This window comes from Frigoribacterium sp. AP1 (assembly GCF_056680555.1).
In genome coordinates, this window is the sequence record NZ_CM155288.1 from 2,079,996 (window position 1) to 2,100,095 (window position 20,100).

The window sequence follows — 20,100 nt, forward strand, 5'->3', positions numbered from 1 at the left end:
GGGGCGAGCGCACTCGGAGAGGACGCCGTCGTGGTCGTTCCGTGTCGTCGGTGAGCGTGGGCGGAAACGGTCCCTAACGTCGTAGCGTCTAGGGATGCAGCAGCCCAGGGGCCTCGATCAGCTCGTATCGGAATGGCGGAGCTCCGGACCAGGACGTGCGCGCTTCGTGCCGGGCTTCGACCCATCAGGTGGAGGAGCAGCGGCGACAGTTCTCGTGCTGATGGAATCACCCGGTCCTGCCACGATCAAGCAGGGCGAGGACGCGATCAGCAGTGAGGACAACCCGGGGCCGACGGCGTCTGCGTTCAGGCGAGCACGGATCGAGTCGGGTCTGGGCAGGAACGTCTACCTGCGATGGAACATCGTCCCGTGGGCCCTTGGTCGGGCGCCGACCGTCACCGATCTCGACGAGGCACGCCCTGCCCTGGCTCAGCTGCTCGTTTCTCTGCCGCAGCTGCGGGCGATCGTGACCTTCGGCACTCCGGCCCTGACGGGCGTGATGAGGTACTTCACCCTGGAACCGCGTGCGAGGGTCGTGCCCGTGCTCGCGGCACCCCATCTGTCGCCGGCGAACGCCACCCGCGCCGGCGAGAAGCACCTGCGGGCCGTCACGGCCCTACGGCACGCTTCGCTTCTCTGATCATCTCGGCGAGGAGTCGGGGCTGTGCTGCGACGCGGCGATCACGGCCAGGAGATCCTGCGCCCCGGCGCTCAGACCGGCCGACCACACGGCGCGGAACGGGCGCCTCAGGTCGACGGCTGCCGGGACGGTGACGAGGCGCCCGGCACGGAGGTCGTCCTCGACCAGCAACGAGCTGATGACTCCCGGACCCACACCGCCGGCGATGGCCGCCCGGATGGCGCCCGTCGACGACAACTGCGCAGCGGGTTCTGCCATCAGGGCAGGGTCGATCCCCAGGGCGAGCTCGAGGGTCCGGCGGGTGCCCGAGCCCGACTCCCGAGACACGAGCGGTGTGGATGCGAGATCCGCTGCCGTCACGGGATCGGACTTCGATGCCCATGCGTGCCTCGGCGAGACGACGACGAGCAGTTCGTCGACACCCAGGACGGTCGTGGCGAGCCCGTCGGCCTCATCAGGGGTCTCCGTAAACCCGAGGTGCGCGCGCCCCGAACGGACCTCGTCGACGACCCAGTCGCTGTTGCCCGATTCCAGGCGTACCCGGACACGATCCGCTGCCGCTGTCATCCAGCGTGGCATCAGCGCCTCTGACACCGTCTGACTCGCCGCGACGAGGAGAGCGTCGGAGGCGCCGGTCATCAGGGTGTGCAGCGATCGTTCGAAGGTGGTCGCCGCCTCGAGCAGGGGTCGGCCCCACTCGCACACCAGGAGTCCGTGCTCGGTCAGCGCCGAGCCCGCCCGAGAGCGGACGAGCAACGTACGACCCAGCCGCCGCTCGGCGCCCGTGATGCGAGACGACGCCGCCTGCTGGCTGATGCCCACCGATGTCGCGGCCCGGCCCAGACTGCCCGATCTCGAGATCGCCTCCAGCAGTCGGAGCGTCTCGAGATCAACAGGGAGTCCGGTCACAAGGATCGATTGTGACACCACAAGCATCCGCCCGTATCGGCAGCCGGACGCACGTACGAAGATCGAGGCATGCCTGCCGCGATCACACCGACTGTCGCCCCTCCCCGCACGCACGGTCTGTTCCGCCAGCTCGAGCACCGCGGGCAGATCGTGTCGAACCTGACCCCGAACTGGTTCGCGTCGATCATGGGGACCGGCATCGTCGCCAACGCCGCGGCGACCCTGCCGTTGCAGTTCCCGGGGCTGCGCCCTGCCGCGACCATCGTCTGGGCACTGGCCAGCGTGTTGTTGGTCGCTCTCAGCACGGCGACCGTCATGCACTGGGTGCGTTACCGAGCCACCGCGCGGGGGCATCGACTCAATCCGGTGATGGCGCACTTCTACGGGGCACCGCCCATGGCGCTGCTGACCGTCGGCGCGGGCACCCTGCTCTTGGGCAGAGACGTCCTCGGTACGCCCCTGGCGGTCGGCATCGACTGGGTGTTGTGGACCATCGGTACGGTGCTCGGCCTCGTCAGCGCGATCGCGGTCCCGTACCTGACGTTCACCCGGCACGACACGGCCCCCGACAGTGCGTTCGGCGGCTGGCTCATGCCCGTGGTTCCCCCGATGGTGTCTGCCTCGACCGGTGCGCTGCTGCTGCCCTTCCTGCCCGCGGGGCAGGCCAGGCAGAACATGCTCTGGGGGTGCTACGCGATGTTCGGGTTGTCGTTGCTGGCGTCGATCGTGATCATCACGCTGATCTGGTCACGCCTGGCCCAGCACAAGATCGGCCCGGCCGGCATGGTCCCGACCCTCTGGATCGTCCTCGGCCCCCTGGGGCAGTCGATCACCGCGGCCAACCTGCTCGGTGGCAACGCCCACCTCGCCGTCGACCAGGGAACCTCGCACGCCCTGTTCGTCTTCGGGCTCGTCTACGGTGTGCCCACTCTGGGATTCGCCCTGATGTGGGCGGCACTGGCATCGGCCATCACCCGCCGCACCATCCGCCAGGGGCTCCCGTTCTCACTCACCTGGTGGTCGTTCACCTTCCCCGTCGGCACCTGCGTGACAGGCCTGAACGGTCTGGCCCTGCACACGGGACTCGTCGCGCTGCAGGTACTGGCGGTCGTGTTCTACATCGGGCTCGTCGGGGCCTGGGTCACGGTCGCCGTGCGCACCTTCCACGGCAGCGTCATACGCGGAACGCTCCTCGCGCCTCCCCGTCCCCTGCCCTGACCGCGGACGACGAGGGTGCGTGGGGGAGTGGCTCAGATCGAACAGGCGTCGTTCCAGTCACGGCGATAGGCCTCGGGGTCACTGACGTCGACGATGGCCGAGGCGGCGCCCTTGGGCTCGTCACGCGACCGGTAGCTCTCGAACGCCACCGCACTGCGGTCGTTGCTCGCCGGATCACGCACCCCGGAGGCTTCGACCCACAGAGTCCAGTTCCACCGCGTCCGGACGCCAGGCTGCAACGCGCCTTCGCCGACGACCAACAGCACGTCCGTGCCGGCGGGTGAAGACTCGAAGTCTGCGCCCGTGAATGATCGGACCGACGACGTGAGGCCTCTCGCGCTGATCTCCCGAGCTAACTGACTGCCCATGTCCGAGAGATGCTCGCCAGCATCGCCATCCACAGCCACGATGCCTCCACCGGACGGAAGCTGACTCAGCATCTCGGAAACCAAGTCATGGATGACGGTGTTGCTCATGATGCTTTCTCCTGCTCACTCGTTCGTCGAAACGGAAAAGGGAGTCGGCGGCCGCCGACTGATGCGGCTGCACGAAGCGGTCGCGAACCTGATGCAACCACGAGCATGCGCCGACGTTCAGCCCTGTAGAAGCGCGTGCTTGGAGCGCCCGATAGGGGATCCTCAACTGCTCACGCGTCAAAGACGGAGAGACTTGAGCCTGACGTTGCGTGAGGCTCTACGTTCTCGGCCATGACGATCACGATCCTTGACACGTCCTACGGCATCGCCGAAGTGCTGGCGACGCCGGCCTCGAAGCGGGCCGACGTGCTCCGCGACATGCTCGCGCCCATGACGGGGATGTTTCGTTGGTTTCCCGTCGATGTCGACCTCGTGGCGATACACACGGCGAGTTTCGGCTTCTCCCTCGACGCCCCGCCGGTCGAGATCCGCTGGGCGTTGGACCAGCTGCGTGCGGCTGATGCGTGGCAGCGGATCGAACAGGCGCTGAACGAGGCCCTCGAGATGCAGTCGCTCGCGGTTCCAGGCCTTGAGGTTCCCGACGTGACGGTCCTGCTGATGGTGGGCGATGCCAGCGATGACTATTTCATGGGTCCCGCGCGCGGCTTCAGCGGCAATGGGAGCATGCCCGGTTTCATCACGCTGACGCTGTGGCCAACGGAGGAGAATCTCGGTCGTCTCGAAGCGGCCGCCGTCCACGAGTTGCACCATAACCTGCGGTACTCCCCAGGGGGCGTCGTGTGGGACCCGGCGACTGTCCGGGTCGGTGAGCAGATCGTGTCCGAGGGCCTCGCCGACGCTTTCGCGCGCCAGCTCTACGGTGAGGCCGGCTACACGCCCCTGGGGCGGCCCCATCTCGCCGACGATCAGGTCCTACGTCGCGTCGTCGACGGTCTCGACGTGACCGGCATGCAGGAGTTCGTCGCGTGGGTCCACGGCGACACAGCAGCGCAGAGGTTCGGGGCGACGCCGGTGGGCCTGCCGACGGGGGCCGGTTACGCCGTCGGCAACCGCATCGTCGACGCCTATCTCGCATCGACGAGGACCACGGCTGCCGACGCGTTGCACGTACCGGCGAGCACGATCATCGAGGTCGGAGTCGCGCAATTGGTCGGCTGAAGAGCACACGAGGCCAGCGGGGTGCCGAGATCACTCCCACAGTGCCTTATCGGGCTGCACCCCGTGCTGACGTGCGGCCTCCTCAGCAGCCAGCCGGAGCCACGCGCCGAGGCCCTGCTGGATACCCTCGTGGTACTCGATGAACCCGGTCTCGTCGGTGAACCGTCGTGTGATGAGCACGTGCATCGACCGGCTGCAGGTGAAGTACCCGCTCATGGCTGACCGGTGACGCTCCGCGGCCTCCACGCCAGCTTGGCTTCGCGGATCCACGCCGGCCCGCACAGCCTCGGCCGCTGCTCCCGTCGCCTCCGTCACAGCCAGGGTCACGGCATTCCAGTCCTCCGCAGTGCGATCGGCAGACCGCTCGGCCCACTCTGCCCACTGATGTGTGTCGCCCCATAGGGCTCGCGCCTCGGCGGTCCTGCTCGGATCCCACCCGCTACCGAGCACGTGGGCTCGTTCGTTCGCGTCGACGAGGGGGCCGTGCTCGTCTGCGACGAGAAGGCGATCAAGACCAGCGGTAGCCTCCTGGAGCTCGTCGACCCTCGAGAGCAGGGCGGCTCGGTGCAGCTCGAGCCGTCGGCGCCGGCCGCCGGTGTCCACGTCCAGCAAGGCTCGGACGTCGTCCAAGGTCATACCCAGCTGCCGGTATCGCTGCACACGACGGACCCTGTCAACGTCTGAGGGAAAATAGACGCGATACCCAGCTGCTGTCCGACCTGAGGCCCTCGCGACACCCTCCACATCCCAGTGATGCAAGGTGCGGACGGTGAGACCAGTGGCCTTCGACACCGCCCCGACGAGCTCGCCGGCTGTCACGTCCTTAGAGTTCATCCGAACAGGCTCGCACGGACCCAGGTGAGTAAGCGGAGGACGCAGGCGAAGACTTCACGGGCCTCACATGCGACGCCACTCTGTGAATGCCGTCCGATAGGGGATCGGGCACCGGACGCGCTCATAACTCGGATCACTGAGAATGCGAGCCCATTCGAAGGGTGCTCGTGCCCTGAAGTGGTCGTGCCATCGCTAGGGTCAGGACATGGACGAGGCCGACCGAGAACTGCTCCGCCGGGCCGAGGCCGAAGTGGCAGCGCTGCCCCACCGCGACCCCCTCATCGACCCGCCACCCCGTCTGGGCGGCGGCCCCGCCCCCGCCCCCGAGCCCGAGGCCGAGCCGGCTGGTCGGGCTCGGCTGCTCGCCCCGCTGACCCTCATCCTCTGCTTCGTCACGGCCTGCGCCGAAAGTTCGTGGCTGTGGTTCTCAGCCGCAGATTGGACGACCGTATTGTGGTTCGCCGTGCCGCTGCTCCTGGTTGCGTCGATCGTGCTCGCACTCATCGCCGGCGCGCTGGGCGGCCGCGCTGGCCGGTGGGCAGGAATCTGTGGCGGCGTCGCCATCGTGCCGCCCGTGTGTTTCGTGGTGTCGCTTCCCCTCGCGCTCTTCACGTAGACCGAAGCGGCATGGGTCGTTCAACGGTCCGACAGCCGCTCGATAGGGGATCGACCAGCGGACTCGCTTGGAATGTTTCGGCCGAGATGGCCGGGGGTGATCTACCAGTCACGACATAGCCGCGCTCTCAAAGCGACGCGGGTCCAATAGTGGCGGTGTCGCGCGACTCCGCCCGATGAGTCGTGCGGAGTCCTTCGCGATGCCTCTGCGCCCTCGGGCGTCCGCACTGATCACGACCTTATCCACGACCAAGATCCAATCCGCTAGCGGCCCAAAGAACTGGGAATAAAAAAATTAAACGGAGGGTTCTTCCGTATAATCGGGGCGGCCATCAGGACCCCTAAGGCCCACGACGTGAGGATGTCTGACATGAGCAACAGCTCGTTTTTGCTCGGAGCCGTGCTCGGAGCGATGCACGGCAATCACCCCGGTGCCTGGCGGATGCCGTCAGCCGATCCGGGTGCCTACACAGACACCACTTTCATGGTGCGGGCCGCTCAAGCAGCGGAACGCGGCGGCCTTGACTACATCTTTCTTCCTGATCGCGTCTTCATCTGGGGAGACCTGGAATCTGGACCGCCCATCGTGTCGATGGAGCCGACCCTGACCCTGGCCGCGATCGCGCCCGCAACTCGCCGCATCGGCCTGGTCACCACGCTCTCCACCTCATTTGTCGAGCCGTACTCGATCGCCCGCCAGGTGCGCGCGCTGGACGTGATGAGCCATGGTCGTGCCGGCTGGCAGGCGATCCCGAGCTACGAACCGGAAGCCTTCGCCAATTACGGCCTTCCGGTCCCGGGGCGCGAGGAGAAGTACGAGCGCTTCACCGAGAGCGTCCAGATCACCCAAGCGCTCTGGGGAAGTTGGGGAAGAGCGGCAGGGGTCCCCGACAAGGCGACGGGACGCTTCGCCGACACCTCACAGATCCATCCCGTCAATCTTCAAGGCCGCCACGTCGCCTCGCGGGGCCCCCTGCAGATCCCGCCGTCGGAGCAGGGGCAGCCGGTGGTCTTCATGCCCTTCGCCAGCGGCCTGGGTGTGCAAGCGGCAGCCAAGTACGCCAACGGCATCATCGGGCACGCCCCCTCGATGGAGCAGGCCAAGGCGTACCGCGAGACGATGCGCTCCATGGCGGTGGAAGCTGGCAGGGGCGCCGACGAGGTCAAGTTCCTCAACTTTTTCACCCTCACGGTCGGAGCCACCCTGGAGGAGGCCGTCCGGCGTCGCATGGTGCTGGAGGAAGCCGCTGGGGTCGAAGGGCGTGTGGCTCACCTCTCCGCCGTCCTGGGAGTGCGCGTCGATCCTGCTGATCGCGACAAGCGACTCACCACCACACAGACCTTGCAGCTGCGACCCCATCCCGGAGTCCCGCAGGCCGCCTTCGCCATCGATCTCGCCCAGCAGGGGCGGACCCCGATGGAGATCCTCGGTCACGGGGTGCTCGACCCGGCGCCGTCTGTGGTTGGAACGGCCGAACAGATCGCAGACACACTGCAGGAATGGGTGCAGACCGGGGCTGCTGATGGCTTCACCGTCACCATCGACGACCTGCACGACGGAATGGATGCCTTCGTCGATCAGGTCGTGCCCGTTCTGCGGCGGCGCGGTCTGCGTCCTGAGGACTACACCGGCACGACACTGCGTGATCACCTCGGTCTGCCCGAGCAGCTCGGGGTGGACCCGCGACTCACTGCGGACCACTGACTTCGACGACCGCAACACCAGGAGAACATCATGCCCCAGAAGGCCACGACTCGTGTCGTGAAACCACCTCGCTCGACCGTGCAGCACAGGTCGTCCTGGCCGGGGGACCGGCTCTGATGGTCGAGCCCGGACCCATGCGCCACGCTCTTGCCGGCTTCGCCACCGGATTGGCTGCTGTCGCCGCGGAGATCGATGGCGAGATCATCGGAATGCCGGTGAACTCCCTCCAGTCGGTCTCCCTCGAGCCGCCGCTGGTTTCGTTGTCTTTCGCGCACACGTCAACCACTTGGCCACGACTTCGCCTGGCCTCTCGCTGGGGCATCAGCGTGCTGAGCGAACAGATGGGGGCTGCCGCGCAGGATCTGAGGCGACCGGCGGGCCAGCGATTCTCAGGCTTGCCAGTGGAGGTCCGGGATGGCGCAGCCTTCATCGAGGACGCCTTAGTCCGGATCAGTGTCGCACCGCGATCCGAGGTCGTGGCGGGGGATCACACCCTCGTGATCCTCGACGTCCTAGCGCTCGATCGCGATGACGCACGCGACCCCTTGATCTTTTTCGGCGGCAGGGTCCGAACTCTCGCCCAATGAACCAAGTTCCCCGGACGAGGGAAAGTCAGACAGCCCCCGGTAGTCCCTCATGTGCGAGCAGGGCCCTGGAAGCTGCCGCGACGTAAACTAACGGAGCCCGGCTCCGTATAGTGGTGCGGCGGTGCCGGAGGTCGTCTCGCACCGCAGTTCTAGTCAGCACGAGGAGAAGCAGCATGTCCGCTACGCCCACACACCCTGTTGTGGATCAGCCGCGCTTGACCGTCGTCGGGACGGGCTACCTCGGCGCGACTCACGCGGTCTGCATGGCCATCCTCGGTTACGACGTTCTCGGCGTCGATGTGGACGAGGACAAGGTCGCTCTCCTGAACTCTGGGGTGGTGCCTTTCTTCGAGCCCGGGCTGCCGGAGAAGCTTCGCGAGGCTCTGGGGAGTGGTCGGTTGCGGTTCACGACGGACCTCGATGAGGCCGCTGCCTTCGGTGACGTGCACTTCATCTGCGTGGGCACCCCTCAGGCGCACGGTTCAGCGGCTGCCGACATGACCTTCGTCGATTCCGCGTTCTCGGACCTCGCCCGCCGCATCACCGGCAGGAGCCTCCTCGTCGGCAAGTCGACCGTGCCCATCGGCACTGCGGCACGCTTGACGGAGCTGGTGCAAAGCGTCTCACCCGCCGGCACGGACCTCGAGGTCGCCTGGAACCCGGAGTTCCTTCGCGAGGGGTTCGCAGTGAAGGACACCCTGCACCCCGACCGACTCGTGTTCGGCGTCGAGTCCGACTGGGCGCAGGCACAGCTCACCGCTGCGTACACCCCGATCCTTGCCGAGGGCACCCCTCTCGTCGTCGGCGACCTCGCAACGTCCGAGCTGGTGAAGGTCGCCGCGAACTCGTTCCTGGCCACGAAGATCTCGTTCATCAACGCCATGGCGGAGGTGTGTGAAGCGACCGGCGCCGACGTCAACCTCCTCGCCCAGGCGCTGTCGCTCGATTCCCGCATCGGTGGCCGCTTCCTCAAGCCCGGTCTCGGCTTCGGCGGGGGCTGCCTACCGAAGGACATCCGCGCGTTCGCGCACCGTGCCGACGAGCTCGGTGTCGGTCAGGCAACCGCGTTCCTTCGCGAGGTGGACGGCATCAACAACCGGCGCCGCACCCGCGCGGTGGACCTCCTCCGCGAACTCGTCGGAGGAGACCTTCGAGGAGCACGCATCGCGTGCCTCGGGGCGGCTTTCAAGCCCGACTCCGACGATGTCCGTGATGCGCCTGCGCTGCACGTCGCGCAGCTGCTGCACGACGAAGGTGCTCTCGTCACCGTGTACGACCCGGAAGCCAACGACAGCGCCCGCCGGAAGTTTCCTGATCTCTCTTACGCCGGCAGCACCGACCAGGCCGTCTCTGGCGCGGACGCTGTGGCACTGCTCACCGAGTGGCAGGAGTTCCGCGACGCCGACCCTGCGAGCCTTGGAGCCCTGGTCGCACACCGGCGTCTGCTCGATGCCCGGCACGCCCTCGACGCTGACGCGTACCGGGCCGCAGGCTGGGAAGTGCGAGCGCTCGGCCGCCCGGCGGCCTCACCCACTGTCGCTCTCGTGTCCGATGCGCAAGATCAGCGCGCCTGACCCGAGTGCCGTCACACCGGTCGCAGACCCCGCATCACGATGCGCTGCACCGCGTCGGCCGACTGGACGTCCTCGCCGGCAGTCCGACGCGCCCACGCGATCGCGAACGCCGCGTAGAGAATGTCCTTGCCACGCAGATCCGCCGCGACCGCACCGACACGGTGCGCCCGATCCACCACCCGGTCCGAGGCGTCGATGAGCCACTGGCACGACACGGCGATCGGCGACTGGTCATCACTCAGTGCCCGCCCGATCGGCCCGACCAGATCGTTCAACGTGTCCAAGTACGACTCGACCGCGGCGATCCACTCATCCAACGCACGAGCACCGTCGGAGAGCTGCTCGATCTCGTCCAGGCGCTCGACGACCTCGCCGTCACGCAGAGCCAGTACCGCCGCGATCAGATCATCCCGCGCCGGGAAGTGACGGTACAAAGTGCCCGGCCCGACACCCGCCGTGCGGGCGATCGCCTCCATCGACGCTGAGGTTCCGTGCTCACGGAAATGGTCCCGCGCAACGTCCACGAGCACTGCGCGATTGCGCAGCCCATCGCTGCGCGGTTTACGCGACACGATCTCCGCTGTCATCACCCCAGTCTCCCACCGTCACCGAAAGGCTCTGCATGCCCACCACGAACCATGACTTCATCGCGACACTCCGCGCCCGCCACTCCGCCCGGAAATTCCTGCCCGAGACGATTCCCCCGGCGGAGATCCGCGCGATCCTCGACGACGCCCGCACCGCACCCTCCAACAGCAACACACAGCCCTGGCAGGTGCACCTGGTCTCCGGCGCCACCCGCGACGCCCTCGCCGAGCAGCTCGTCGCGGCTTTCGAGGAGGGCCACCGAAGCCCCGACTTCACTGACGACTACGGCGACGGTGTCCACGCGAAGCGTTCCCGCGACTTCGCCGCCCTCCACTACGGCGTCCGCGGCATCGCCCGCGCCGACCATGAGAGCCGCCACCGCGTCCTGCTCGACAACATGCACTTCTACGGCGCACCCCACGTCGCCCTTCTCTTCACCCCGCTGATCGGAGACGGAGTGCGCGCTGCCGGCGACGTCGGCATGTACGCGCAGAACTTCCTTCTTTCCCTCACCGCCCGCGGCTACAGCGGCGTGCCCCAGACAATGATCGGGGGCTATGCCGACACCGTCCGCGCCGCCCTGGGGGTCCCCAACGACCTCAAGCTCCTGTTCGCGATCTCCTTTGGAGTCCCCGACGAACAGTCCCCTCTCCGCAATCTCGACACTCCTCGCCTTCCTCTCGAGGAGAGCGTCACCACGTACGACACCCCCGGTGTACTCACAGAGCCCACGTCGCCGGGGGAAGTTCGTGCGTGACGCGTTCCTGCGGCACTGCTGACGTGTCCGTCCGTCGTGAGCGGCCTCAGCTGGCGAGCCGGTTGAGCTTCCGGATCTGCTTGTCGAAGACGCTCGTGGGGGCGTACCGGCGCAGAATGCTGACCCGCGCGGCAGTGGAACCCGCGGTGGAGCGCAGGCGGGGTCGAGCGGCGGTGGCCGCGGTGACGATGACCTTCGCGACCACTTCAGGGGCGTCGGCGGTCCGCATCGAGGCCGCCATCGCGTCTCGGGCGGCGTCCCGGCCTGCGGAGTACACCGCCATCGGGGCATCGGCTTCGAGGCTGCTCGCCTCGAAACCCGTACTCGTGAAGGCGGGTTCGACCAGGAGCATCCGGATGCCGTGTTCGCGCAGCTCGTGGTCCACGGATTCCGAGTAGCCCTCGATGGCGTGTTTCGCCGCGGCGTAGCCGGCCATGAACGGCGCCGGAATCAGACCGAGTACCGATGAGACGTTGATGACGCGACCACGACGGTTCGCGCGCATGTGGGGCAGGACGGCATTTGCCATGCGCATCACGCCGAAGACATTGACGTCGAACACGTCACGGATCTGACCGATGCTGCTCTCCTCGCCGGCGCCGAGGGCGCCGACGCCCGCATTGTTGACGAGTACGTCAATTCGGCCGAACCGCTCCACCACCTCGGCGACCAAGGAGCGCACGGACTCGTCGTCGGTCACGTCGAGGTCGAGGAACGTCACCCCGTCGAGTCGTCCTGCCTTCGCCGCCTTGCGACTCGTGCCGACCACCGTGTATCCGACGTCAACTAATGCCTGCGCTGTGGCGCGGCCGATGCCTGAGGACGCGCCCGTCACGAGAGCCACGGGAGGAGTTGTCGTCATGCTGTTTCCTTTGCTGAGGGGTAGATGAGGGCCAGCTGGCCCCGACCGCCATGAGGTTGTGTACCGAACAGTACGAAACGTAGAGAGTTCTGTACTGATTTGTCAAACCCGCCTTCGCGGGGCTACGGTTCCCCTATGGCAAGACCCCGTTCTTTCGATCGCGAACACGTCCTGCACGCCGCCGAGCGGCAGTTCCGGTCGACGGGCTACAACGGGTCGAGCGTCGATGACATCAGCTCCGCCACCGGTCTGGGTCGGGGCAGCTTGTACGCCGCGTTCGACGACAAGCACGGCGTGATGGTGCAGGCAATGGCCGAGTACTCCACCCGCATCGCGCTCATGACGCCCCTACTCCTGGCTGGACCGGACGAGGGTGCCCTCGAGCGGCTCCGTGGCTATCTGTTCGGAGCCGTTCACGGTGTTCCCCTCGCCGACGATGTGCCCCCCGCCCCCGACCGGGCGACCGCAGCCTGCTTCGCCAGCAAGATGGCCCTCGAGCTCGGGGCGTCCGATCCCGAGGTGCGGCGCATCGCCGGTGACTGCTTCGCCGCGCTCACCGCGGCCGTGGCCGACTGTTTGCGAGCGGCGCAACGACACGGCGATGTCGACGCAGGCGCCGACCCCGAAGACGTGGCACGCCTCCTGCTGACGGTCATCAGGGGAACCGACATCGTCGGCGCCTACGGCCATGACCCCGAGCGTCTGACATCCATCGCACGAACCGCTTTCGCGTTCATCCCTCGCCCGGCCGGTCGCTGACGATCGCGTCCTGCCCGTGGTCAGGAGCCGTCGCGAAGGTTCGTGATCGACGTTGGTGCAAGTGCCGGAATGTCAAAGCTCACGTCGCAGCCGTTGCCATAAGGTGATTGCGCCACGAAGCCGACCTCAAGTGCTCCGTGGGTGCCCGGGAGGGCGAAAGCTCGGACAAAGCGCCAGCGGAAGCCGTCCGATGAGGTGTGGAACGCGAATACGGCACCGTGGCGCGAGATGCGAAGGTGGAGGGTCTTGGCCTTGACGGTGAAGGCGATCGCGTTGTCCGAGACGCCGTCGGTGACGACGCTGACGACCGTCGCCTCGCGGTCGGGGGAGAGCTCGAGGCGCAGTGTCGCCCACGTGTTCTGATCGTGGCGAAGGAAGAGGCCGCCCGCGTCGAATGCATGACGGAAGTCCCCGGTGACCTCTGCGCTCAACGCGAAGTCCCCAGCAGGTGCGTCGGTAAGCAAAGTCGCCGCGTCGTGAACAGCTGCTGCCGTCGCCCCAGCAGCTGCCGCGCCCGGGCCGGTGAAGATGTCGCTGCCCGGCAGGCTCTCGACACAGATCAAGGCGGTGACAGGGTCGACATGCCAGCGGCGCACGGGGAACGGGCGAAAGGGCGTTGCGATCCCGGGCACGCTGATCATGCGCGGGCTCTCAGTGGATCGTGGGCGCGTCGGCCGATGAGCGGTGCCAGGAAGGCTGCGGCCGCGACGAGGGCCAACGGGACGATGAGCGCGGCCCGCAGCCCGTGCTGCTCGCCCAGGAAGCCGAGAACGGGTGGGCCGACGAGAAACGCGATGTACCCGATGGTCGCCACGAGCGACACTCGGGCGGCGCTGTCGGCCCCGGAGGCCCCGGCCGCGCTGAGCGCGACGGGGAACCCGAGTGATGCGCCGAGGCCCCACAGGACCACGGCGGCACCGGCGGCGACCTGATTGTCGACGAAGATCACGACCGCGAGACCTGCCGCCCCGGCGACGGCGCTGGCGGTGAGCACTGCTGCACGGCCGAAGCGGGCGATGAACCAGCCGCCGCAGAAGCGCCCGAGCGTCATGGAGGCCGCGAACACCGCATAGATCGTGGACCCCAGAGCGGCGTCGAAGCCATGCCCGTCGACCATCACCAGCGGCAGCCAATCGTTGGCGGTTCCCTCGGCCAGGGCCATGGCGAGCACGACCGCGCCGATGATCAGAAGTCGACCGTCGCGCAGTAGGGAGCCAATGCCGGTCCCCGTCCTGGTGGAGCGGTCCGCAGCTGCGATGTCGGCCTTACCCACCCCGGGCGAGAGGGGCTTGATAGCGAGAACGAGGACGAGCGTTGCGAGGGCACCGACGATGAGAAGGTGACCCACCACGGGGAAGCCCGTCGCGGTGAAGGCGATTCCAGCGGTAGCGCCCACGACGGTGCCGAGGCTGAAGAAGCCGTGCAGCGCCGGCAACACGGGTCTGTCGAGGATCTGCTCGACGTCGGCCCCTTCGACGTTGAGAGCGACCTCGCCACCACCCATGCCCGCGCCGAACAAGAAAAGCCCCGCTGCGACGACGACACCCTGCCCGGCCGCAGCCCCGACGCCAATGGTCGGCATGCTCAAAATGGTCAGCAGGGTCCCAAGCATCACGATCGGTCGGGTGCCGAATCGGGATACCAAGGCGCCCGAACTGAGGATGCCCGCCATGGACCCGGCTGAGAGCCCCAGCAGCACTAGACCGATCTCGGCCGTAGATGCACCGAGCAGATCGCGGACGGCTGGGGTCCTCGTCACCCAGGACGAGATGCCGAGTCCGGGCACGAAGAAGAGTGCGAACAACGCCGCTCGTCGCTGGAGTGCATCCCTGGTCACGTCTCGAATCGGCATGTGAACAAACGTACACACTTTGCGGACGTGCGACGATGACCACGGAGGAAGAGGGGCACATGGGCACTAGACGCGTCGCAAACGATCCGGAACGACGGGACCGCATCGCCGAAGCTGCCCTCGCGGTCATCGTCGAACACGGCGTACACAAGACAACGCATCGCAAGATCGCCGAGGAAGCCGCCGTCCCCCTTGGGTCCGTGACCTACTACTTCCAGACCCTCGATCACGTCATCCGCGCAGCGTTCTCCCGACTAGTCGCGTCGATGTCGGCGAGGTACGCCGCCGCCCTGAACGCCGCGGTGGACCAGGACGCTGCCTGTGATGCCGTGACGGAGCTCATCTGTGGAGAGGGCTACGCCTCGGGCCGTGAACTCGTCGCGATCTACGAGATGTACTCCTTCGCCAATCACGACACCGCGGTTCGCCAGATGATGGCGGACTGGGTGGAGGCCAGCCGTGCCTCGCTGTCCCAGCACTTCTCAGCCCGGGCGTGCAGCGCCCTCGACGCGCTCATCGAGGGCTGGCCAATCCACCGATCGCTCGCCTCTGGTGGCCTAGACCGCGACGTCGTCAGCACGACGATCAGGGCAGTCGTCCGCGCTCTGCCCTAGCCCGGGTGGGCCCTCCCCCCACTTCCACGTCCAAGGGACTTTTGCCTGATGCCGTGCCTGAAGAGGCCGTCTTGTTTATATCTGCTGGTCGGAAAGTGTGGGGCGCCAAATTACAGAACATGTGGGGTAAGGCAATGCCGCCATAGGCATCCCGATAAGGGATGGCTTACCAGGGCTCAGCGAGGCCTGTTTCCAAGCACCGCAGCGACGAACGCAGCATCTTCTGGAGCTGGCCTAGTTCCTGCGAGCTCCATCTGTTCAGCGCGTTCGAGCGGCTGTCATCGGTGAGGTACGGGAACTGTCGTTCGACCAGTTTGTCGTAGACGGCTTGCGCGGCCCTGGATCGCGACCGGGGGAGGTGCAGTGAGTGGCGGACATCGTCGGCCAAGTTGATGCAGGTGAGGGCCGCCTCCTCGTCGAGCTTGTTCACCTTGCGATCGAGGTAGTCCTTGACCCCACGCACGTCGACGATGCTGAGGGCCTCCGGCGGGCCGCTCGGCCAGGACTGCTGCTCCGCATGGCGACGTGCCGCGTCTTCGGTGGGGAAGGTCTCGACGAGGGTGGCTTGGGTTGCGATGGCATCTCGTGTCTCGTCGTCGATGTCCTGTCCCCACCAGATGAAGCGGGGGCGAGGGCCGAGATCGACCCGGACAGGCCGCCCGTCATGTATGCGCATCTCCTTGGTCTACAGGTGTCGAAGCAACGCTGCCTAATGCTGCAGGGAGGTATTTGCGCATCTTCGTAGATGGAGAAGGAGCGCCTCGGCTTTCGCAGAGTGTCGTTGTCTCGATAGGGGATCGGCCATCGGTCCCGAACGTCGCATGTCAGCTCAGCGCGGCAATGACGCCCGCTACGAGGATTCCGGTCCCAAGTCCGATCGTGATGGTCGTGGCCGGGAACGGGCGACTTCCCGCTCGCACCCCGCCGCGCCTCCTGAGTGTGAACGCGTAGGCCAAGCCTGCCGCGACGATTGGAGCGCCGATGATGGTCAAGACGAGCGGAACGGTCTCCATGCTCGAACCTCATGGCAGGGCCATGCTCCGTGGCCTCACTGACACGGCACGCAGCTCCTCCACGAGTCCGTGGAGCCGGTCGGTCCGATTCACGGAACCATCACGCGACAGGTCGCTCGCTCGAGCATGTCTGCGCTCGCCTCTTCACGGGTGGGATCGACGCCACGCCCGGAGGGTCCTCGGTCTGATCCGCCTCAGACCGCGGTCGTCGCACCGAGTCGTCGAGCTGCTTCGACGACGAAGCGGCGGCGGCGAGCTCGTTCTTCGTCGTCAGGTGAGGCTCCCGTGATCAACTCCGCGAGTTGCGGCACGGTCTGCCACCAGGCGGCCAGGGCGATGAGGGCGAAGACCAGATGGGCCGGGTCCAGGGCTGCATCGAGAGCACCATCTCGTTGAGAGGAGCGGAACTGCTCGATCTTGTCCTGGTAGTGCGCCCTTCGACCGATCGCGTCGGCAGGCGGTCCGCCCCGCAAGCCCTCCCATTGGAGCAGACGACTGAGTTCAGGGTGGGCTGCGTGGTAGTCGAACAACGCCCCGGCGAATGTGCCGATGTCCTCTAGATCAGTCCCCGTGACGCTCACCGCCGCCGCCAGGCGCTCGAGTTCCGTCCCGAGTACGAGGTCCCACAGGGCCTTCTTGTCGCCGTAATAGCTGTACAGGCGTTCTTTGTTCACCCCTGCCCGATCGGCGATCGCCGCCACCGTGGTGCCGTCGAATCCGAATCGAGCGAATTCGGTCAGTGCCGCTTGCCGGAGTCGGCGACGCGTCCCCTCTGTGTCCCAAGCCATCCGACGACAATACCAACGCCGCGGTTGGCATTTCTGAGGGCCACTGTTATTCTCCAACCGAAGCGTTGGAGTTGGAGAATGGGAACGGAAACGACATGGAAACTGAACGCCTACCGGAGATCCGCCAGCACGCTCGCCCTGGTGCCGTGGCCCTGGTGACCGGTGCGACGAGTGGCATCGGCTTGGACGTCGCGCGCCAGCTGATCCGACACGGCATGACCGTCTGGTTGGGAGCCCGCGACGTCGAGAAGGGTGAGCGGACGGCGCGTTCCCTGGGTCCGTCCGCGCGAGTCGTGCAACTCGAGGTGACGGACGCCGTGTCGGTCGAGGCCGCCGCCGCGGAGGTCGGCGAGCTGGACGTGCTCGTCAACAATGCGGGCGTGAATCCGGGCGGAGACGACATCGACGGCACGACACTGGAGCAACTTCGAGCCGCGTACGAGACCAACGTGTTCGGCCTCATCGGAGTCACCCAGGCGTTCCTGCCGGCGCTGCGCCGTTCGGCGCACCCGCGCATCGTCAACGTCTCCAGTGGCACGGGGTCGCTGACGTGGAACGGCGGGCCGAATCCGCAATTCGACTGGGCTGCTGTCAAGGGTGGCGGGCTGGCCTATCGGACCTCGAAGACCGCCGTGAACGGCGTGACCTTGCTCACCGCCCAAGCACTCGGTGACCGGTTCAAGGTCAACGCAGTCGCACCCGGCCTGAGAAGGACGGGCATCGTCCCGGGCATGTCCGTCGGAGGGGATCCGGCCGAAGCGGCGGCAGGAATAGTCCGTCTGGCCCTCCTGCCCGACGACGGCCCGACCGGTGCCCTCTGGTCGTGGGACGGCACGCGCGCGCCCTGGTGACGCGCCCCGTACAGGCCGAGATCGAGCGTGATGGATGTGGGGCGAGGCGCGGGGGTCAGGGCTCCTCCTATCGGGGAGCTGGTCGCGTCCTCGATCGCTGCATCCATGAGTGCCCGATGGAGGATCGGTCAGCGGTCATGCAGGAGGCCCCCATCCCGCGGGTCTTCCCGTCGGTTCGACCCCGCTTACAGAGAGACGGGCAGGGGAGGCTGGTTGTGAACAGGAACATGCTCACGTGGCGCTGGTTCTCGGAGCCGCTCGTCCTTCGACTCGGGCCGCGCCGAGCAGCCGTCGGTGCGGCCCGTCCTTCCGGCCTTCCTCTCAGCCCTGGTCGGCGGCCCGCTGCTCGGCCGCGATCACGTCGACCTGGTCGGTCGACACCGTGGTGGTACCGGCGGGGGTGTCGACCTGCAGGGTGGCCGGGCCGTACTCGTCGGCGGAGCCGTCGGCCGTCCAGACCGCTCCCCAGATGCCGTCGGCGAGGGTCGCCGGCGTCGTGACACCGGATGCGCTCACGATGCGGACCGCGGTGATGTCGGCCCCGGCCTGTCCGCTGAGCTGCGCGTGCTGCGCCCCGGTGTCGGGGTCGCCGAAGCCGGCCACGTACCCGAACGAGACGACCTCGTCGGCCGCCAGGCCGTCGCGCAGGCTCGTCGTGCCGGTGGAGACGACGACACCGTCCTGTTCGAACGACTCCTCGAGGGTGTCGCCCTCGACGGCCCACTTCCCTCGGTAGCCGTCGGCCTGCTGCGACAAGAGGGGCGTGGCGACGGCGGTGAGCTGGTCCTCTGCCGAGGCGGTGGAGCCCGACGAGACGGCGGACGGGGCGGCCGCAGCGGTCGTGACGGCGGCAAGGCCCGTCGCGACCAGCAGGGCTGAGACGGCGACGACGGTGCGGGGCTTGTTCATGGGGTTGCTCCTCGAGTCGGGGTGTCGGACGGGAACGGTCGTCCCGTCGCGTTCTCAGCCTCGCTGTCGTGCCGGGTCCTGCCGTCGGCCGCAGGTCGCCAGATGATCCGCCTGAGGGGCCACGACGGGTCCTCCTCGAGAGGCCCCCGTGCGGGACGTAGACGGCATCATGGGACGGCTGGCCACCCTCGACGTCACGACCATCCGTGCCCGGGAGGTGATCGACTGCCGGACGCCACCGGCGCTAGTACGTGGTGGGTTTGCTGAACAGGTTGACGATGTTGCCGTCGGGGTCGCGCAGCAGTGCGGACCGGTTGCCCCAGGGCATCGTGGTCGGTTCGAGGACGACGTCATCACTCATGGGCTGCAGCTTGGCGAACTCACCGTCGACGTCAGCGACTTCGAACTCGATGAACACGGATCGGTTCGTCGCAGGGGCCAGTGCGCCGTCGAGCATGGCGACGGTGGCGGTGCTCGCGATCGCGAGGTTCGCGCCCGGGCCGTTGAACTGGGCGAAGACCGGTGTGGAGCGCTCGGCTCGTTGGCCGGTGACCTGCTCGTAGAAGGCGACGAGGCCGTCGAGGTCGTCGGTGACGATGCGGATGGAGGCGAACGGCATGGGGTTCCTTCGGTGGAGCTGACGAGATGTGAGCATCAGCTTCACCGGTCGTCGCGACAGCGTCCTGTCGGTGATTCCAGAAGTCACCTACCGCGACTCAGTCGTCGATGACGGATCGCAGCCGCCCGGAGGAAATGGCGAGGTCCTCCGATCGCAGCGTTCGTCGCGGCGGGCGCTCGTCGGTCACCTCGACGGAGAGCATCCGGTCTCCCCGGAATGCTCGCACCCCGTCGCGGAGTCGACACCACGCGATCAGGTACCACTGGCCGTCCTTCCCGATCGACCCCAATGGTTCGACGTCTCGGGTGGAGTCGGCGCCGCTGGCGTCCTGGTACCGAAGCCGCACGACACGGTCCGCGCGGAGGGCCGCCACGAACTCGGCCGGCGCGACCGTGTCCCCCTCGTCCTCCAGGAAGTGGACCCGGGAAGCCAGCGCGCTGGCGCGTGCTGCGTCCCGGTCCGGCATGACCGCCAGCATCTTCCGGGCGGCGGTCTGGGCGGACTGCCGGAACGGGCTGTGTCGGAGGGAGCCGAGACCGATCAGCACGGTGAGGGCCTCGTCCACCGTGAATCCCGCCGGTCCGAGCGTCGCCGACGCGTCGATGACGTACCCACCGGTTCGGCCGGGCTCGGCCCAGATCGGCAGACCCGATCGTTGCAACGCAGCGAGATCCCGCTCGATCGTGCGCACCGACACCTCGAACCGTTCCGCGAGACGACGCGCGCTTCGTGGCCGCGGTGACACGGCACGCAACTCTTCCACGAGGCCGTAGAGCCGATCGGTCCGATTCACTGACCCATCATCCGACAG

General features: G+C 67.3%; 23 protein-coding genes. 11 read left to right on the forward strand and 12 right to left on the reverse strand.

What is annotated here, in order from left to right:
- Positions 1-94 precede the first annotated feature (94 nt).
- The gene (locus tag AC1MBW_RS09995) at positions 95-640 is read left to right on the forward strand and encodes a uracil-DNA glycosylase family protein (protein WP_043594580.1); all 546 of its coding nucleotides are present in this window, start codon (positions 95-97) and stop codon (positions 638-640) included.
- Here the strand turns inward: AC1MBW_RS09995 and AC1MBW_RS10000 are convergent, their stop codons facing one another.
- Positions 641-1,687: a LysR family transcriptional regulator gene (locus AC1MBW_RS10000; protein WP_480024360.1), complete on the reverse strand. Its 1,047-nt coding sequence runs from the start codon at positions 1,685-1,687 to the stop codon at positions 641-643.
- Here AC1MBW_RS10000 and AC1MBW_RS10005 point away from each other — a divergent pair.
- Positions 1,619-2,767: a TDT family transporter gene (locus tag AC1MBW_RS10005; RefSeq protein WP_043594582.1), complete on the forward strand. Its 1,149-nt coding sequence runs from the start codon at positions 1,619-1,621 to the stop codon at positions 2,765-2,767. The two genes, AC1MBW_RS10000 and AC1MBW_RS10005, sit on opposite strands and share 69 nt — an antisense overlap.
- A gap of 32 nt (positions 2,768-2,799) precedes the next feature.
- On the opposite strand, the gene AC1MBW_RS10010 is transcribed toward AC1MBW_RS10005, so the two are convergent.
- Positions 2,800-3,243, reverse strand: a complete 444-nt coding sequence (locus AC1MBW_RS10010) for a nucleoside/nucleotide kinase family protein (RefSeq protein ID WP_054145818.1) — start codon at positions 3,241-3,243, stop codon at positions 2,800-2,802.
- Positions 3,244-3,474: 231 nt separating this feature from the next.
- Between AC1MBW_RS10010 and AC1MBW_RS10015 the strand changes: the two genes are divergently transcribed.
- The gene (locus tag AC1MBW_RS10015; RefSeq protein WP_480024361.1) at positions 3,475-4,362 is read left to right on the forward strand and encodes a DUF2268 domain-containing putative Zn-dependent protease; all 888 of its coding nucleotides are present in this window, start codon (positions 3,475-3,477) and stop codon (positions 4,360-4,362) included.
- A gap of 30 nt (positions 4,363-4,392) precedes the next feature.
- Here AC1MBW_RS10015 and AC1MBW_RS10020 read toward each other — a convergent pair whose 3' ends face one another.
- Positions 4,393-5,196, reverse strand: coding sequence for a MerR family transcriptional regulator (locus tag AC1MBW_RS10020; protein ID WP_480024362.1), 804 nt, complete (start codon positions 5,194-5,196; stop codon positions 4,393-4,395).
- 205 nt (positions 5,197-5,401) lie between these two features.
- Between AC1MBW_RS10020 and AC1MBW_RS10025 the strand changes: the two genes are divergently transcribed.
- The 4 genes from AC1MBW_RS10025 (at position 5,402) to AC1MBW_RS10040 (ending at position 9,677) form a co-directional block, all read left to right on the forward strand.
- A complete protein-coding gene (locus tag AC1MBW_RS10025; RefSeq protein ID WP_480024363.1) occupies positions 5,402-5,812 on the forward strand; it encodes a hypothetical protein in 411 nt (136 codons plus the stop codon).
- Positions 5,813-6,181: 369 nt separating this feature from the next.
- Positions 6,182-7,516: an NtaA/DmoA family FMN-dependent monooxygenase gene (locus tag AC1MBW_RS10030; protein WP_480024364.1), complete on the forward strand. Its 1,335-nt coding sequence runs from the start codon at positions 6,182-6,184 to the stop codon at positions 7,514-7,516.
- Between the two features lie 134 nt (positions 7,517-7,650).
- The gene (locus AC1MBW_RS10035; protein WP_480024365.1) at positions 7,651-8,103 is read left to right on the forward strand and encodes a flavin reductase family protein; all 453 of its coding nucleotides are present in this window, start codon (positions 7,651-7,653) and stop codon (positions 8,101-8,103) included.
- Between the two features lie 173 nt (positions 8,104-8,276).
- Entirely contained in the window at positions 8,277-9,677 is a 1,401-nt protein-coding gene (locus AC1MBW_RS10040; RefSeq protein ID WP_480024366.1) for a UDP-glucose dehydrogenase family protein, read from the forward strand.
- Positions 9,678-9,688: 11 nt separating this feature from the next.
- Here the strand turns inward: AC1MBW_RS10040 and AC1MBW_RS10045 are convergent, their stop codons facing one another.
- Positions 9,689-10,264 carry a TetR/AcrR family transcriptional regulator gene (locus AC1MBW_RS10045; RefSeq protein ID WP_480024367.1) on the reverse strand — a complete coding sequence of 192 codons (576 nt, stop codon included), beginning with the start codon at positions 10,262-10,264 and terminating at the stop codon, positions 9,689-9,691.
- Between the two features lie 35 nt (positions 10,265-10,299).
- Between AC1MBW_RS10045 and AC1MBW_RS10050 the strand changes: the two genes are divergently transcribed.
- Complete coding sequence (locus AC1MBW_RS10050) at positions 10,300-11,022, forward strand: nitroreductase (RefSeq protein WP_480024368.1); 723 nt, start codon at positions 10,300-10,302, stop codon at positions 11,020-11,022.
- Between the two features lie 46 nt (positions 11,023-11,068).
- Here AC1MBW_RS10050 and AC1MBW_RS10055 read toward each other — a convergent pair whose 3' ends face one another.
- Complete coding sequence (locus tag AC1MBW_RS10055; protein ID WP_480024369.1) at positions 11,069-11,866, reverse strand: oxidoreductase; 798 nt, start codon at positions 11,864-11,866, stop codon at positions 11,069-11,071.
- Positions 11,867-12,019: 153 nt separating this feature from the next.
- Between AC1MBW_RS10055 and AC1MBW_RS10060 the strand changes: the two genes are divergently transcribed.
- Positions 12,020-12,643, forward strand: a complete 624-nt coding sequence (locus AC1MBW_RS10060; protein ID WP_480024370.1) for a TetR/AcrR family transcriptional regulator — start codon at positions 12,020-12,022, stop codon at positions 12,641-12,643.
- A 20-nt stretch (positions 12,644-12,663) separates the two neighbouring features.
- Here AC1MBW_RS10060 and AC1MBW_RS10065 read toward each other — a convergent pair whose 3' ends face one another.
- Entirely contained in the window at positions 12,664-13,284 is a 621-nt protein-coding gene (locus AC1MBW_RS10065; protein ID WP_480024371.1) for a DUF1349 domain-containing protein, read from the reverse strand.
- Positions 13,281-14,495 carry an MFS transporter gene (locus tag AC1MBW_RS10070; RefSeq protein WP_480024372.1) on the reverse strand — a complete coding sequence of 405 codons (1,215 nt, stop codon included), beginning with the start codon at positions 14,493-14,495 and terminating at the stop codon, positions 13,281-13,283. Before AC1MBW_RS10070 ends, AC1MBW_RS10065 begins: the two co-directional genes overlap by 4 nt.
- A gap of 35 nt (positions 14,496-14,530) precedes the next feature.
- Here AC1MBW_RS10070 and AC1MBW_RS10075 point away from each other — a divergent pair, with 35 nt between their 5' ends.
- Positions 14,531-15,109, forward strand: a complete 579-nt coding sequence (locus AC1MBW_RS10075; protein ID WP_480024373.1) for a TetR/AcrR family transcriptional regulator — start codon at positions 14,531-14,533, stop codon at positions 15,107-15,109.
- A 166-nt stretch (positions 15,110-15,275) separates the two neighbouring features.
- On the opposite strand, the gene AC1MBW_RS10080 is transcribed toward AC1MBW_RS10075, so the two are convergent.
- Positions 15,276-15,785, reverse strand: a complete 510-nt coding sequence (locus AC1MBW_RS10080; RefSeq protein WP_480024374.1) for a hypothetical protein — start codon at positions 15,783-15,785, stop codon at positions 15,276-15,278.
- A gap of 531 nt (positions 15,786-16,316) precedes the next feature.
- Positions 16,317-16,910 carry a TetR family transcriptional regulator gene (locus AC1MBW_RS10085; protein ID WP_480024375.1) on the reverse strand — a complete coding sequence of 198 codons (594 nt, stop codon included), beginning with the start codon at positions 16,908-16,910 and terminating at the stop codon, positions 16,317-16,319.
- Positions 16,911-17,065: 155 nt separating this feature from the next.
- Here AC1MBW_RS10085 and AC1MBW_RS10090 point away from each other — a divergent pair, with 155 nt between their 5' ends.
- Positions 17,066-17,761: an SDR family NAD(P)-dependent oxidoreductase gene (locus AC1MBW_RS10090; protein WP_480024376.1), complete on the forward strand. Its 696-nt coding sequence runs from the start codon at positions 17,066-17,068 to the stop codon at positions 17,759-17,761.
- Positions 17,762-18,082: 321 nt separating this feature from the next.
- On the opposite strand, the gene AC1MBW_RS10095 is transcribed toward AC1MBW_RS10090, so the two are convergent.
- The 3 genes from AC1MBW_RS10095 to AC1MBW_RS10105 form a co-directional block, all read right to left on the reverse strand.
- Positions 18,083-18,670 (reverse strand): hypothetical protein, encoded by a 588-nt coding sequence (locus AC1MBW_RS10095; protein ID WP_054146957.1) that lies wholly within the window; start codon positions 18,668-18,670, stop codon positions 18,083-18,085.
- Between the two features lie 244 nt (positions 18,671-18,914).
- Positions 18,915-19,289: a VOC family protein gene (locus AC1MBW_RS10100; RefSeq protein WP_054146956.1), complete on the reverse strand. Its 375-nt coding sequence runs from the start codon at positions 19,287-19,289 to the stop codon at positions 18,915-18,917.
- 97 nt (positions 19,290-19,386) lie between these two features.
- A complete protein-coding gene (locus tag AC1MBW_RS10105) occupies positions 19,387-20,082 on the reverse strand; it encodes a helix-turn-helix transcriptional regulator (RefSeq protein ID WP_054146955.1) in 696 nt (231 codons plus the stop codon).
- Positions 20,083-20,100 lie beyond the last annotated feature (18 nt).

What these genes read in the sequence shown, in the direction of transcription:
- AC1MBW_RS09995 (WP_043594580.1), top strand. Translation starts at nt 95, where the DNA reads ATGCAGCAGCCCAGGGGCCTCGATCAGCTCGTATCGGAATGGCGGAGC.
- AC1MBW_RS10005 (WP_043594582.1), top strand. Translation starts at nt 1,619, where the DNA reads ATGCCTGCCGCGATCACACCGACTGTCGCCCCTCCCCGCACGCACGGT.
- AC1MBW_RS10010 (WP_054145818.1), bottom strand. Translation starts at nt 3,243, where the DNA reads ATGAGCAACACCGTCATCCATGACTTGGTTTCCGAGATGCTGAGTCAG.
- AC1MBW_RS10015 (WP_480024361.1), top strand. Translation starts at nt 3,475, where the DNA reads ATGACGATCACGATCCTTGACACGTCCTACGGCATCGCCGAAGTGCTG.
- AC1MBW_RS10020 (WP_480024362.1), bottom strand. Translation starts at nt 5,196, where the DNA reads ATGAACTCTAAGGACGTGACAGCCGGCGAGCTCGTCGGGGCGGTGTCG.
- AC1MBW_RS10025 (WP_480024363.1), top strand. Translation starts at nt 5,402, where the DNA reads ATGGACGAGGCCGACCGAGAACTGCTCCGCCGGGCCGAGGCCGAAGTG.
- AC1MBW_RS10030 (WP_480024364.1), top strand. Translation starts at nt 6,182, where the DNA reads ATGAGCAACAGCTCGTTTTTGCTCGGAGCCGTGCTCGGAGCGATGCAC.
- AC1MBW_RS10035 (WP_480024365.1), top strand. Translation starts at nt 7,651, where the DNA reads ATGCGCCACGCTCTTGCCGGCTTCGCCACCGGATTGGCTGCTGTCGCC.
- AC1MBW_RS10040 (WP_480024366.1), top strand. Translation starts at nt 8,277, where the DNA reads ATGTCCGCTACGCCCACACACCCTGTTGTGGATCAGCCGCGCTTGACC.
- AC1MBW_RS10045 (WP_480024367.1), bottom strand. Translation starts at nt 10,264, where the DNA reads ATGACAGCGGAGATCGTGTCGCGTAAACCGCGCAGCGATGGGCTGCGC.
- AC1MBW_RS10050 (WP_480024368.1), top strand. Translation starts at nt 10,300, where the DNA reads ATGCCCACCACGAACCATGACTTCATCGCGACACTCCGCGCCCGCCAC.
- AC1MBW_RS10060 (WP_480024370.1), top strand. Translation starts at nt 12,020, where the DNA reads ATGGCAAGACCCCGTTCTTTCGATCGCGAACACGTCCTGCACGCCGCC.
- AC1MBW_RS10065 (WP_480024371.1), bottom strand. Translation starts at nt 13,284, where the DNA reads ATGATCAGCGTGCCCGGGATCGCAACGCCCTTTCGCCCGTTCCCCGTG.
- AC1MBW_RS10070 (WP_480024372.1), bottom strand. Translation starts at nt 14,495, where the DNA reads ATGCCGATTCGAGACGTGACCAGGGATGCACTCCAGCGACGAGCGGCG.
- AC1MBW_RS10075 (WP_480024373.1), top strand. Translation starts at nt 14,531, where the DNA reads ATGACCACGGAGGAAGAGGGGCACATGGGCACTAGACGCGTCGCAAAC.
- AC1MBW_RS10080 (WP_480024374.1), bottom strand. Translation starts at nt 15,785, where the DNA reads ATGCGCATACATGACGGGCGGCCTGTCCGGGTCGATCTCGGCCCTCGC.
- AC1MBW_RS10085 (WP_480024375.1), bottom strand. Translation starts at nt 16,910, where the DNA reads ATGGCTTGGGACACAGAGGGGACGCGTCGCCGACTCCGGCAAGCGGCA.
- AC1MBW_RS10095 (WP_054146957.1), bottom strand. Translation starts at nt 18,670, where the DNA reads ATGAACAAGCCCCGCACCGTCGTCGCCGTCTCAGCCCTGCTGGTCGCG.
- AC1MBW_RS10100 (WP_054146956.1), bottom strand. Translation starts at nt 19,289, where the DNA reads ATGCCGTTCGCCTCCATCCGCATCGTCACCGACGACCTCGACGGCCTC.